A 14,088-nucleotide genomic window follows, 5' to 3' on the forward strand; every position below is an offset into this window, starting at 1 on the left:
CTATTCTGGACCTGCCCGGAGGCAGGCGACAGAAGAAAATGCTTAATTTTGGCTGATTTACCCTTCTTTGCAATCTCGGAAGGTTAATCAAACGGTGGCGGAGCCAGCACCTCGCGGTTACCGTTATGCCCCTGCTCGCTCACAATGCCCTGCGCTTCCATCTGCTCGATAATGCGCGCAGCGCGGTTATAGCCGATGCGGAACTGACGCTGTACACCGGAGATAGACGCTTTACGTTTTTCGGTAACGAAATTCACCGCCTGATCGAATAACGGATCCAGCTCTTCACCGCCGTCAAAGCCACCGCCGCCGCCTTCGCTTTCCGTATCGCTGGTGATGCCATCGACGTATTGCGGACGACCGCGCGCTTTCCAGTCCTGCACGACCGCGTGCACTTCCTGGTCGCGCACGAACGCGCCGTGAACACGCACCGGAGAGGTGGAGTTCGGCCCGGAATAGAGCATGTCACCCATTCCCAGCAGCGACTCTGCACCGCCCTGGTCAAGAATGGTACGGGAGTCAATTTTACTTGATACGGTAAAGGCGATACGCGTCGGAATGTTCGCTTTAATCAGACCGGTGATAACGTCCACGGAAGGACGCTGGGTCGCCAGCACTAGGTGAATACCGGCCGCACGCGCTTTCTGCGCCAGACGGGCAATCAGCTCTTCCACTTTCTTACCGACGGTCATCATCAGGTCAGCGAATTCGTCGACCAGCACCACGATATAAGGCAGTTTTTCCAGCACCGGATGCTGGGCATCCATGCTGTCACCCGGCTTCCAGTACGGATCCGGAATCGGACGGCCCATGCGCGCCGCTTCGGCGATTTTCTCGTTATAGCCGGCCAGGTTACGCACGCCCAGCGCAGACATCAGCTTATAGCGGCGTTCCATCTCATTCACGCTCCAGCGCAGGGCGTTGGCGGCGTCTTTCATATCGGTGACCACTTCAGTCAGCAGATGTGGAATACCCTCATAGACCGACAGTTCGAGCATTTTCGGGTCGATCATGATGAAACGCACATCTTCCGGCTGCGCTTTATAGAGCATGCTGAGGATCATGGCGTTCACACCGACGGACTTACCGGAACCGGTGGTACCCGCGACCAGCAGGTGAGGCATTTTTGCGAGGTCTGCCACCACCGGATCGCCAGCGATATCTTTACCCAGCACCACGGTCAGTGGAGATGGGTTATCACGGAACTTGGTGTTATCCAGCACTTCACGCAGGTAGACGGTCTGACGTTTCTTGTTCGGCAGCTCAAGACCAACGTACGGTTTGCCCGGTATCACTTCCACCACGCGCACCGCCACGGTTGACAGCGAACGCGCCAGGTCGCGGGATAGGTTGGAAATACGCGCGGCTTTTACGCCCGGCGCCAGGTTCAGTTCAAAACGGGTGATCACCGGACCCGGCGAGTAGTTCACCACGTCCGCCTTGATACGGAAGTCAGCCAGACGGGCTTCAACCAGACGGGCCATCTGCTCCAGCGCAAACGTATCAACCGGCTCGACTTCTGCTGGCGGCGGCGTCAGCAGGTCCAGCGACGGCAGCGGCGTGCTTGGACGCTGCAGCGGACGGCTGTCACCGTTACGCATCAGCAGCGGGTGAATCAGGCTCTCCTGCGGCTGTGGCGCAGGCTGCTGGAACTGCTGTTGCTGCGGCTGCTGTGGTTGCACATACGGCTGTTGAACAGGTTGCTGTGCGTAGGTCGATGGTGTCTGCTGGCGCACAGGCTCAGCTTCCGGCATCACGCTCGGGGTAAATAAAGGCTCGCTTGGGCCATCATCCACCAGATCTTTCATCGGCGAGAATTCAAAGTCCGACAGCGAGAACGGATTTGCCCCTGCCGGCTGTTCACCGGAGTAACGCTGCTGCTGCGTTGCCGCAAACTGGCGCGCTAATTCGGCTTCTGCCGCATCATCGTCGTCTTCCAGCGCAGGTTCGTCGTGCTGATAGTCTTGACCGTAGCGCTGATTTTGCTGCGCAGCGAACTGGCGGGCCAGCTCGTCCTGCTGCATTTCATCAGCATCATCGTCGTACTCAGACTCGCGCGCCTTTTCTTCAGCCATGCGCTGGGAAGGCAGCTTGATGCCATAAGAAGCAAGCTCACGGCGGGTTGGCACGCGGACGCGGTTAGGACGAGGCAGTTGCGGACCAATCCCCTCTTTCACCTGAGGACGCGGTGCGCCCCCTGTTGCCAGGCTAAAGACCGGTGCCGCCGCTGCTGCGGCCGCAGTAGCCTGCTTAACGCCTTCCGCTACGGGTGCTACAGCAGGCGTCGGGTCGACCGGCGGAACAGAAACAGAAGGCGCCTTCGTAACCGGCTCCTGCACCGGTTCAGGCACAGGCTGATACCAGGCGGCCAGCTGTTCGCGTTCACGCGCACGACGCTCTTCGACTTCTTCGAAATAGTACAGCGGCGGACGCGCAGGCTTCACCTCTTCCACGATTTCAGGCTCAGGTTCAGGCTGCGGTGCAACGTAAGGCTGCACAGGTTCAACGGGTTCAAGCACGTACTCCTGATAAGGCTGGGACACTGGCTGCTGATATTGCTGCGGTGCATACTCAGGCTGCGGCGGCTGATAAGGCTGCTGCCACTGTTCCTGCTGCACGGGGATGTAACTTTCAGGTTCAGGCGCAATAACGGGCTCCGGCGTATGAACACCCGGCGCAGTCTGCCAGTCAACCTGAGGTTGCTGAATAACGGATTCCGGCGGCGGGACCGGCGCGGATGGCATCACGGCGTCGACAGGGGCGGCATACGCCTGCGCAGCGGTCGTCGCGGCGGCGGCAGCCGCAACCGGCTCGGTAACCGAGTGGCCGTTCAACAGTGGATCGTATTCGTCGAAGTCACCCGGCGTGGCACGGCTACCGGAAAAAAGCACATCATCAGGATCGACGGCGGTACCTGCTGCACGGTACTCAACCTGCTCGTCTTCATCCATGCGTTTACCGGAGAAGAGCGCCGCATCGGTTTTACGGCCCAGCGGGTTGGCAAATTTCTCAGCAACACGCTGACGACGCGCCAGCGCACCGCGCAGAATTCGGGCACGACGAGACTCGCGACGCTGCACAGGCGCGTCGTCTTCCTCTTCATCTTCGTATTCGTCTTCATCCACCCACGTATCGTCACGACGGGTACGGTTACTGGCGAAGGTCAGAATGGTGAGGATAAAGCTGCCAATTTTCTCGGCAATGCTCACCCAGGACCAGCCGGTAAACAGCGTCAGCCCGGCGGCCCAGATGCACAGCAGCGCCAGCGTGCCGCCGCTGCTGTGCAGCATCGGCTGAAGCGCGGAACTTAATAAGCTGCCGATTACCCCGCCAGAGGCGAAGTACCAGATATCATCCGCATTGATCGCTGCCAGCCCGCAGGAGGTGAGGATCAGCGCCAGCGCGCCAATCAGGCGCAGCGAGACGGCGAAATAGTCGATGTAATCATCGTTCTGACGATGACGCCACGCAAACCAGCATCCGCCAATGATAATGACGGGAAGGGTGTAGGCCATCACACCGAAAATGAAAAACAGCGTGTCCGCAAGCCAGGCACCGGGGACACCGCCTAAATTATGGATAGGCTCATGCCATGCAGTTTGTGACCAGCTGGGATCAGAGGGGTTGAAACTGAGTAAGGCTGCCATCAGCCAGACGGCAAAAAGGGCAATAACAATCAGCAAAGCCTCGAGGAGACGACGTCCGCTGCTTAGCTTCGATAGTGTGACTTCTTTGTCTTCAGTGTATTCCTGGCTCAAGAAAGGCTCTCCAGGTATCAGGCATATCCTGCCTGTTTGCTAAAACGGACAACAGCGCCGGGACTCCCCGGCACTGTTGCTGTATGGATTAACAGGAGTGTAATCAAACTACGCTGATTTTGCACCTGTTCCGTGTTAGCGCGTCTTAATAACCAGACGATTGCTCTGTTTGACCTCTTCCATTACCACATAAGTACGGGTGTCGTTCACGCCCGGCAGACGCAACAGGGTTTCCCCCAGCAGCTTACGGTAGGCGGACATATCAGGCACACGGGTTTTCAACAGGTAGTCGAAATCACCGGACACCAGATGGCACTCTTGAATTTCTTCAAGTTTTTGTACAGCGGCGTTAAATTGCTCAAACACATCCGGCGCACCACGATTCAGAGTAATCTCAACAAATACCAGAAGTGAGGCATCCAGATAATGCGGGTTCAGCAGAGCCGTATAGCCCTGAATAAAACCCTGTCTTTCCAGTCGGCGCACACGCTCAAGGCACGGCGTCGGGGAAAGTCCCACACGTTTTGAAAGCTCGACGTTGGAAATACGCCCATCCTTTTGCAATTCATTCAGAATGTTACGATCGATACGGTCGAGATCTTTGCCAGGGCGCTTCTTGCTATCTACCATTATTATTGTCTCTCTGTATTCCTTCCCTACTCCTGCCTGGACCCTGTGCACATCACTGTTCAGAGCCTGTACCCGTTAATCATCACATCGCCTGGTTTTGTATTAGACGCGATGCGGATTCGGGTTCTGTTGGTAAGAAGACCGTTGCCCGAAGGCTGTCACCGACATCACGTATGGCGTCTGTCCACGCCATGCGTAGATTTCACTGACCCGGTAAAAATGGCATTTACGTGCATGCCTATGCGGCATACGGTTAACGCGGTTTTTTTTCTTCCTTGAATGTTTTCGCAAAAGCGCAGGGGATTGTCAAAGCAAAACATCGTTTTTTAGTACAACATGCCGGATATTCATTACGACAGGGTATTAATCCTCATTTTATTGCCTTATAAACGACCGGTTTTCTTAAGAAAGCGTGATGTTATCGCGCGCGATTCATCGTCCACGGCTATTACACAGATTGATATCAAAATTGCTGCGCTCTTTTTTTACGGCAACAAATTCCCTACAATCCAGCCAAATGTCTGCCAACAACAATGGGGATCTCATGGGCACGGCCAAACACAGTAAGCTGCTAATCCTTGGTTCTGGACCTGCGGGATATACCGCGGCGGTCTACGCTGCACGCGCTAACCTGCACCCGGTACTCATCACCGGTATGGAAAAAGGCGGTCAGCTGACCACCACCACCGAAGTGGAAAACTGGCCAGGGGACCCGAACGACCTGACCGGGCCGCTGCTGATGGAGCGCATGCACGAGCATGCCGCTAAATTCGAAACCGAAATTCTGTTCGATCACATCAACAAGGTCGACCTGCAGAACCGTCCGTTCCGCCTGACGGGTGACAGCGGCGAATACACCTGTGACGCGCTGATCATCGCTACCGGCGCCTCTGCCCGTTATCTCGGTCTGCCATCCGAAGAAGCGTTTAAAGGCCGCGGGGTTTCTGCCTGCGCCACCTGCGACGGTTTCTTCTATCGCAATCAGAAGGTCGCGGTCATCGGCGGCGGCAACACTGCCGTGGAAGAGGCGCTGTATCTGGCGAACATTGCCTCTGAAGTGCACCTGATCCACCGTCGCGAGACCTTCCGCGCGGAGAAGATCCTGATCAAACGTCTGATGGATAAAGTGGCAAGCGGCAACATCGTGCTGCACACCAACCGCACCCTGGAAGAGGTGACGGGCGACCAGATGGGCGTTGCCGGTCTGCGTATCCGTGATACCCAGAACACCGATAACGTCGAAACGCTGGAAGTGGCGGGTCTGTTCGTGGCTATCGGCCACAGCCCGAACACCGCGATCTTCGAAGGCCAGCTGGAGCTGGAAAACGGCTACATCAAAGTGCAGTCCGGCATTCACGGTAATGCGACTCAAACCAGCATCCCGGGCGTATTCGCGGCCGGTGACGTGATGGACCATATTTACCGTCAGGCGATCACCTCTGCGGGCACCGGCTGTATGGCCGCGCTGGACGCTGAACGCTACCTCGATGGACTGGCTGAACAAGGTAAATAATCTTTACAAGTCAGTAACAAACGTAAATAAAGGCGGCGATAAGTCGCCTTTATTGTCTCCCCGTTGTAACATTGCGCTGCCCAACTTCTAATAACGTCACCTGCAAAGTACGCAATGGAAAAAACCCGTCAACAAGAGTTAACACGCTGGCTGAAACAGCAAAGCGTTCTTTCCCGCCGCTGGCTTACGATTTCCCGTATTTTGGGTTTCATCAGCGGTCTGTTGATTGTTGCCCAGGCATGGCTGCTGGCCCGCATTCTTAATCACATGATCATGGAGAACATTCCCCGCGAAGCGCTCCTGCTGCCCTTTATTGTCCTGATCCTGATTTTTATCCTGCGCGCCTGGGTGGTGTGGCTGCGTGAGCGCGTCGGTTTCCACGCGGGGCAGCATATCCGCTACGAGATCCGCCGTCAGGTGCTCGACAGGCTTCAGGAAGCCGGGCCCGCGTGGATCCAGGGTAAACCGGCCGGTAGCTGGGCGACGCTGATCCTTGAGCAGATTGACGATATGCATGACTACTACGCGCGCTATCTGCCGCAGATGGCCCTTGCCGTCTTCGTTCCGCTGCTGATCGTGATCGCCATTTTCCCGGTGAACTGGATGGCAGCGCTGATTCTTATGGGCACCGCCCCGCTGATCCCGCTGTTTATGGCGCTGGTCGGGATGGGGGCAGCGGATGCCAACCGCCGAAACTTCCTGGCATTGGGTCGCTTGAGCGGTCATTTTCTCGATCGCCTTCGCGGCATGGAGACGTTACGCATTTTTGGCCGCGGTGAAGCGGAAACCGAAAATATTCGCCTGGCGTCGCAGGACTTTCGTCAGCGCACCATGGAAGTGTTACGCCTCGCCTTCCTGTCCTCCGGCGTACTGGAATTCTTCACCTCGCTGTCGATTGCCCTCGTGGCGGTCTACTTCGGCTTCTCCTACCTCGGCGCGCTGGATTTCGGCCATTACGGCACGGCGGTGACCCTTTCCGCCGGGTTCCTGGCGCTGATCCTGGCGCCGGAGTTTTTCCAGCCGCTTCGCGATCTGGGGACCTTCTATCACGCCAAAGCCCAGGCGGTTGGCGCCGCCGATAGCCTGAAAACGTTCCTGGAAACGCCGCTGGCCCACCCGGAGCGCGGTGATGTAACGCTGAATGCTAAAGACTCCGTGACCATTGAAGCGCAGGACTTTTCCATTCTGTCGCCCGAAGGCAAAGTGCTCGCCGGTCCGCTGAACTTTACCTTACCTGCCGGACAACGCGTGGTGCTTGTCGGCATCAGCGGTTCCGGGAAAAGTTCTCTGCTGAACGCGTTGTCCGGTTTTATGGCCTACACGGGTTCACTGCGGATCAACAAAACCGAACTGCGCAACCTCGACCCCGACGCCTGGCGTAAACAGCTCAGTTGGGTAGGCCAAAACCCGCAGCTTCCCGCCGCGACGCTGCGCGAAAACGTGCTTCTGGCGCGCCCGGACGCGCGTGAAGATGAGCTGCAATCGGTTCTCGACCGCGCCTGGGTCAGCGAATTTCTGCCGCTGCTGCCGCAAGGGGTGGATACCGTAGTCGGCGACCAGTCCGCCGGGTTGTCGGTCGGGCAGGCGCAGCGTGTGGCCGTTGCCCGCGCGCTGCTTAACCCATGCCAGCTTATGCTGCTGGACGAGCCCGCAGCCAGCCTTGACGCACACAGCGAGCAGCGCGTAATGGAAGCGCTTAACGCCGCCTCCCTGCAGCAAACCACCCTGATGGTCACCCACCAGCTGGAAGGGATTGCCGACTGGGACCAGATCTGGGTCATGGAAAACGGCCGTATTGTTGAGCAAGGCGACTACGCCTCTCTCGTTGCCGCCCAGGGGCCATTTGCGACCCTGCTGGCAAACCGTCAGGAGGATATCTGATGCGCGCTCTGCTGCCTTATCTTGCGCTCTATAAACGCCACAAATGGATGCTGACGCTGGGGATTGTGCTGGCGATTGTCACGCTGCTCGCCAGCATCGGCCTGCTCACGCTTTCCGGCTGGTTCCTGTCGGCCTCGGCCGTCGCGGGGTTCGCCGGATTATACAGCTTCAACTATATGCTTCCGGCCGCCGGGGTTCGCGGTACCGCTATCACCCGTACTGCCGGGCGCTATTTCGAACGCCTGGTCAGCCACGACGCCACTTTCCGCGTGCTGCAGCACCTGCGTATCTATACCTTCAGCAAACTGCTGCCCCTCTCCCCTGCCGGGCTGGCGCGTTTTCGTCAGGGCGAGTTGCTTAACCGCGTGGTGGCGGACGTTGACACGCTGGATCACCTTTACCTGCGCGTGATTTCCCCTATCGTGGGCGCGTTTGTGGTGATTGTGGTGGTCACGCTTGGGCTGTCTGTTCTGGATGTTCCCGTTGCGCTGACCCTGGGTGGGATCATGCTGCTGACGCTTATCGTTCTGCCGCCGCTGTTTTACCGCGCCGGGAAATCCACCGGGGAAAACCTGACGCGCCTGCGCGGGGACTACCGCCAGCAGCTGACCGCCTGGCTTCAGGGGCAGGCAGAGCTGACCATTTTTGGTGCCAGCAAGCGCTACCGCGCGCGGATGGAAAGTACGGAGCTGAACTGGCATGAGGCCCAGCGCCGTCAGTCGGAGCTGACGGCCTTCTCTCAGGCGCTGATGATGCTGATCGGCGGCGTGGCGGTAATAGCCATGCTGTGGCTGGCATCCGGCGATATCGGGGGAAATACACAGCCGGGTCCGCTTATTGCCCTTTTCGTCTTCTGTGCGCTGGCCGCGTTTGAAGCGCTGGCCCCGGTGACGGGCGCCTTCCAGCATCTGGGGCAGGTCATCGCTTCTGCCCTGCGCATCACCCAGATTGCCGAGCAGAAACCTGAAGTCACGTTCAGTGCCGGGCAGACCGTGGTACCAGAGCAGGTTGCACTGACGCTGGAAGATGTCACTTTCGCCTACGACAAACAGGCGCAGAACGCGCTGGACGGTATTACCCTTTCTGTTAATGCCGGTCAGCGGATTGCGATCCTCGGCCGTACCGGCTGCGGTAAATCGACGCTGCTGCAGCTGCTGACCCGCGCCTGGGATCCGCAGCGCGGTCAGATTCGTTTTAATGACACGTCGCTGACTGATTTCAGCGAGCAGGCCCTGCGCAAAACGGTCAGCGTCGTTCCGCAGCGCGTGCATCTGTTCAGCGCCACCCTGCGCGATAACCTGCTGCTGGCAGCCCCAGAGGCCACGGATGATGCGCTTCGCGCCGTGCTGGAACAGGTCGGTCTGCATAAGCTGCTTGAGGACGAGGGATTGAACAGCTGGCTGGGCGAAGGCGGTCGTCAACTCTCCGGCGGTGAACTGCGCCGCCTGGCGATTGCACGCGCGCTGCTGCACGATGCGCCGCTGATGCTGCTTGACGAGCCCACCGAAGGGCTGGATGCCACGACCGAGAGCCAAATCCTTGATTTGCTGGCCAATGTCATGACCGGTAAAACCGTCCTGATGGTCACGCACCGCCTGCGCGGACTGGCGAGTTTTGATCGGATAATTGTGATGGACAACGGACACATTATTGAGCAAGGTAGTCACGCAGAGCTGTTGGCGAAACAGGGTCGCTACTACCAGTTTAAACAGCGTCTGTAGACTATATTTGTAGCGTCCTCACTCGCGTACTGGAGTTTTGCTGTCATGCGCCTGGTCCAGCTTTCTCGTCATAATATCGCGTTCCCTTCTCCGGAAGGCGCGCTGCGTGAGCCCAATGGGCTGCTGGCCCTTGGCGGTGACCTCAGCCCTGCGCGGTTATTGATGGCGTACCAGCGCGGAATCTTCCCCTGGTTTTCTCCCGGCGACCCCATTTTATGGTGGTCTCCCGATCCGCGTGCCGTGCTGTGGCCAGAGCAGTTTCACCTGAGCCGCAGCATGAAGCGTTTCCATGCGAAATCCCCCTACCGCGTCACCCTGAACCACGCCTTTGGACAGGTCATTGAAGGCTGTGCCGAAGACCGCTTTGAGGGAACATGGATAACCCGCGATATCATTACCGCCTACCACCAGCTTCATGAGCTTGGCTACGCTCACTCCATCGAGGTATGGGACGGTGGAGCACTCGTCGGCGGCATGTATGGCGTGGCGCAGGGGACGCTGTTTTGTGGTGAGTCGATGTTCTCCCGCGCGGTTAACGCCTCGAAAACGGCGCTGCTGGTCTTCTGCCAGGCGTTTGCCCAGCGCGGCGGACGCCTGATCGATTGTCAGGTGCTCAATGAGCACACGGCTTCCCTCGGCGCCGTTGAGATACCGCGACGCCAGTACATCGAGCATCTGGATGCCAGCCGTCAGGAAAAGCTCCCGCGCGACTTCTGGATACCGAGAACGCTCTTTATGCCCAATGCCTAAATGTTTTCCGCATATTTTTTGTGAGGGTGTTATAATTACGCCGCAGAGTAGCTTCTGCCTGTTGCCCCGCCGCCGTTTGGGACCTTCGCTTCAGATAACGTCCTGACGTTTATCCTGTTGTCTCCCCTTTACGAATGCGCTTCCTGTTCGGTTGTACCGTGACGCTTGGGCAATGCGCCGAAACTGTTTTGCTGCGTTTTAATCGCGCAATTCTTTACTTAATTGATGAATTTCGGCATTATCTTGCCGGTTCAAAACTTGGTAGTGATACCCCAGAGGATTAGATGGCCAAAGAAGACAATATTGAAATGCAGGGTACCGTACTTGATACGTTGCCTAATACCATGTTTCGCGTAGAGCTGGAAAACGGTCACGTGGTAACTGCGCACATCTCCGGTAAAATGCGCAAAAACTACATCCGCATTTTGACGGGCGACAAAGTGACTGTTGAACTGACCCCGTACGACCTGAGCAAAGGCCGCATTGTCTTCCGTAGTCGCTAATTGTTTTCGCCTGTAATGGCAGATGAATATTTAAAAGGTCGGGTTAAACCCGGCCTTTTTTATTTGTGGCTTTAATTTGGCTATGCCGGGGGATGTATTTTTTGGCAACCTGGTGGCCTCATCCCAGCCCTCTTCCACAGGGAGAGGGCGAAAGCGGGCATAAAAAAACCGGGCTATTGCCCGGTTTTTAAGACCTACGTAAGAAATCAGTGAGCCGCTTCCGGCTTGTGCTTCGCCGCACTCTGGAAATCGTACGTCAGTTCGTTCTTCGCCTGGTCCAGCGCCACGGTCACCTGGCCGCCGTCCACCAGCGAGCCAAACAGCAGCTCGTTCGCCAGCGGTTTCTTCAGGTTGTCCTGAATCACACGCGCCATTGGACGGGCCCCCATCGCACGGTCGTAGCCTTTCTCGGCCAGCCAGTTGCGGGCCTCCTGGCTTACTTCCAGCGACACGCCTTTCTGATCCAGCTGAACCTGCAGCTCGACGATGAACTTGTCCACGACCTGATGGATCACCTCGGTAGAGAGGTGATCGAACCAGATAATGTTGTCCAGACGGTTACGGAACTCCGGCGTGAAGATCTTCTTGATCTCCTCCATCGCATCGGTGCTGTTGTCCTGGTGGATCAGGCCGATGGATTTACGCTCGGTTTCACGTACCCCGGCGTTGGTGGTCATCACCAGCACCACGTTGCGGAAGTCCGCCTTGCGCCCGTTGTTGTCGGTCAGCGTCCCGTTGTCCATCACCTGCAGCAGGATGTTGAACACGTCCGGGTGCGCTTTCTCGATTTCATCGAGCAGCAGTACCGCGTGCGGATGCTTGATCACCGCGTCGGTGAGCAGGCCGCCCTGGTCAAAGCCCACGTAGCCCGGAGGCGCACCAATCAAACGGCTGACGGTGTGACGCTCCATATACTCGGACATATCAAAGCGCAGCAGCTCAATGCCCAGCGCTTTGGAGAGCTGAACCGTTACCTCGGTTTTCCCCACGCCGGTCGGGCCGGCAAACAGGAAGGAACCGACAGGCTTGTGCTCATGCCCCAGTCCTGCGCGGGCCATCTTGATCGCTTCGGTTAAGGCCTCAATGGCTTTATCCTGACCAAAGACCAGCATTTTCAGGCGATTGCCAAGGGTGCGCAGCGTGTCGCGGTCGCTCTGAGAAACGCTCTTCTCAGGGATACGCGCGATGCGGGCCACCACGGACTCAATATCCGCCACGTTAACGGTTTTCTTACGCTTGCTGGCCGGCATCAGTCGCGCACGCGCCCCAGCCTCATCAATCACGTCAATCGCCTTATCCGGCAGATGACGGTCGTTGATGTATTTCACCGCCAGCTCCACCGCCGCACGCACCGCTTTCGCGGTGTAACGCACGTCGTGGTGCGCTTCATACTTCGGCTTCAGGCCGTTGATGATCTGCACCGTTTCCTCGACGGACGGTTCGGTCACGTCGATTTTCTGGAAGCGGCGCGCCAGCGCACGGTCTTTCTCAAAGATGTTGCTGAACTCCTGGTAGGTGGTGGAGCCAATCACGCGGATCTTGCCGCTGGAGAGCAGCGGTTTGATCAGGTTAGCCGCATCCACCTGGCCACCGGAGGCCGCCCCTGCGCCGATGATGGTGTGGATTTCATCGATAAACAGGATGCTGTTGGTGTCCTGCTCCAGCTGTTTTAACAGCGCCTTGAAGCGTTTTTCAAAATCACCACGGTATTTGGTGCCCGCCAGCAGCGAGCCGATGTCCAGCGAGTAGATGGTGCAGTCGGCAATCACTTCCGGTACGTCGCCCTGCACAATGCGCCAGGCAAGGCCTTCGGCAATCGCGGTTTTACCCACGCCAGATTCCCCCACCAGCAGCGGGTTGTTCTTGCGGCGACGGCACAGCACCTGGATCGCGCGCTCCAGCTCTTTATCGCGACCAATCAGCGGGTCGATACCGCCAACGCGAGCAAGCTGATTAAGGTTGGTGGTGAAGTTTTCCATACGATCCTCCCCGCCTGCTTGCTCTTCATTGTTATTGACCTGATTGCTGGAATCCGATGCCTGGTTAGGCTCGTCTTTGCGCGTTCCGTGAGAGATAAAGTTAACCACATCGAGGCGGCTGACTTCGTGTTTGCGCAGCAGATAGGCAGCCTGTGACTCCTGCTCGCTGAAGATGGCGACTAAGACGTTTGCGCCAGTCACTTCGCTACGTCCGGAAGACTGGACGTGGAATACCGCGCGCTGCAGCACGCGCTGGAAGCTGAGCGTCGGCTGCGTGTCGCGCTCCTCTTCACTGGCTGGCAGCACCGGTGTGGTTTGTTCAATGAAGGCTTCGAGTTCCTGACGTAGCGCCACCAGATCCACGGAGCAGGCTTCCAGCGCTTCGCGGGCAGATGGGTTGCTAAGCAGTGCGAGCAGTAAATGCTCGACGGTCATAAACTCATGTCGGTGCTCACGCGCTCTGGCGAAAGCCATGTTTAAACTGAGTTCCAGTTCTTGATTGAGCATAGGCACCTCCCCCAATTTTATGCCTTATCAGGCCTTTTCCAGCGTACACAGCAACGGATGCTCGTTCTCCCTCGCATAGTCGTTCACCATCGCCACTTTGGTTTCCGCCACTTCGGCTGTGAAGATGCCGCAGATAGCTTTGCCACGATAATGAACGGTAAGCATCAGTTGCGTTGCACGTTCTACATCATAAGAAAAGAACTTTTGTAGCACGTCAATAACAAATTCCATCGGCGTGTAATCATCGTTCATTAACATAACTTTATACATAGATGGCGGTTTTAGCGCGTCACGCACTTTGTCTTCCGCCAGCTGGTCAAAATCCAGCCAGTCGTTGGTCTTACCCATTTTGCATAACCACTTTGAATCTACCTCAGATGTTAGATAACAATCATCTATTACTGTCATCCGCGATGTCTGTCACAAACTGTTGCAATAGCGTTAACTGCTTCAAACTTTGGTTGATTATTGTCCCATCTCCAGCGCCAAACGCTTGACGACGTCTTTCGTTTCTCTAAATTGTACAAGCGTGAGATGGCGAGGTTTTGAACAGCCCCCACTCCACCACCGGTTCATTCCATCTTAACTTATAAGATTTACGAAGGATGTCGAAGCATGGAAATGGGTACTGTTAAGTGGTTCAACAACGCCAAAGGGTTTGGCTTCATCTGCCCCGAAGGCGGCGGCGAGGATATCTTCGCTCACTATTCCACCATTCAGATGGATGGTTACAGAACGCTCAAAGCCGGGCAGTCCGTCCGGTTCGATGTCCACCAGGGACCAAAAGGCAATCATGCAAGCCTTATCGTCCCCATTGAAGCAGAGACGGTTGCATAGCTCTCTGTT

10 protein-coding genes are annotated in these 14,088 nt (G+C 57.0%); 6 read left to right on the top strand and 4 right to left on the bottom strand.

What is annotated here, in order from left to right:
• Positions 1-83: 83 nt before the first annotated feature.
• Together LLF79_RS07740 and lrp are read right to left on the bottom strand one after the other, a co-directional pair.
• Positions 84-3,758, bottom strand: a complete 3,675-nt coding sequence (locus tag LLF79_RS07740) for a DNA translocase FtsK 4TM domain-containing protein (protein ID WP_227879344.1) — start codon at positions 3,756-3,758, stop codon at positions 84-86.
• 135 nt (positions 3,759-3,893) lie between these two features.
• A complete protein-coding gene (lrp, locus tag LLF79_RS07745; RefSeq protein ID WP_000228469.1) occupies positions 3,894-4,388 on the bottom strand; it encodes a leucine-responsive transcriptional regulator Lrp in 495 nt (164 codons plus the stop codon).
• A gap of 544 nt (positions 4,389-4,932) precedes the next feature.
• On the opposite strand from lrp, the gene trxB reads away from it, so the two are divergent.
• The 5 genes from trxB (at position 4,933) to infA (ending at position 10,756) form a co-directional block, all read left to right on the top strand.
• Positions 4,933-5,901, top strand: coding sequence for a thioredoxin-disulfide reductase (trxB, locus tag LLF79_RS07750; protein WP_021240886.1), 969 nt, complete (start codon positions 4,933-4,935; stop codon positions 5,899-5,901).
• Between the two features lie 114 nt (positions 5,902-6,015).
• Entirely contained in the window at positions 6,016-7,782 is a 1,767-nt protein-coding gene (cydD, locus tag LLF79_RS07755; RefSeq protein WP_045352046.1) for a cysteine/glutathione ABC transporter permease/ATP-binding protein CydD, read from the top strand.
• Positions 7,782-9,503, top strand: a complete 1,722-nt coding sequence (gene cydC / locus LLF79_RS07760) for a cysteine/glutathione ABC transporter ATP-binding protein/permease CydC (protein ID WP_227879345.1) — start codon at positions 7,782-7,784, stop codon at positions 9,501-9,503. Before cydD ends, cydC begins: the two co-directional genes overlap by 1 nt.
• Before the next feature lie 45 nt (positions 9,504-9,548).
• A complete protein-coding gene (aat, locus tag LLF79_RS07765; RefSeq protein ID WP_008499991.1) occupies positions 9,549-10,253 on the top strand; it encodes a leucyl/phenylalanyl-tRNA--protein transferase in 705 nt (234 codons plus the stop codon).
• A 284-nt stretch (positions 10,254-10,537) separates the two neighbouring features.
• Positions 10,538-10,756, top strand: a complete 219-nt coding sequence (gene infA / locus LLF79_RS07770) for a translation initiation factor IF-1 (protein WP_002211347.1) — start codon at positions 10,538-10,540, stop codon at positions 10,754-10,756.
• 206 nt (positions 10,757-10,962) lie between these two features.
• On the opposite strand, the gene clpA is transcribed toward infA, so the two are convergent.
• Together clpA and clpS are read right to left on the bottom strand one after the other, a co-directional pair.
• On the bottom strand, positions 10,963-13,242 hold the full coding sequence (gene clpA / locus LLF79_RS07775; RefSeq protein ID WP_014831269.1) for an ATP-dependent Clp protease ATP-binding subunit ClpA: 2,280 nt from the start codon (positions 13,240-13,242) through the stop codon (positions 10,963-10,965).
• Positions 13,243-13,269: 27 nt separating this feature from the next.
• Positions 13,270-13,590 (bottom strand): ATP-dependent Clp protease adapter ClpS, encoded by a 321-nt coding sequence (clpS, locus tag LLF79_RS07780; RefSeq protein ID WP_006174393.1) that lies wholly within the window; start codon positions 13,588-13,590, stop codon positions 13,270-13,272.
• Positions 13,591-13,857: 267 nt separating this feature from the next.
• Here clpS and cspD point away from each other — a divergent pair, with 267 nt between their 5' ends.
• Entirely contained in the window at positions 13,858-14,079 is a 222-nt protein-coding gene (gene cspD / locus LLF79_RS07785; RefSeq protein ID WP_008499993.1) for a cold shock-like protein CspD, read from the top strand.
• Positions 14,080-14,088: the final 9 nt, after the last annotated feature.

It is taken from the genome of Enterobacter cloacae complex sp. 2021EL-01169 (genome assembly GCF_020733125.1).
Taxonomy (GTDB): Bacteria; Pseudomonadota; Gammaproteobacteria; order Enterobacterales; family Enterobacteriaceae; genus Enterobacter; species Enterobacter roggenkampii.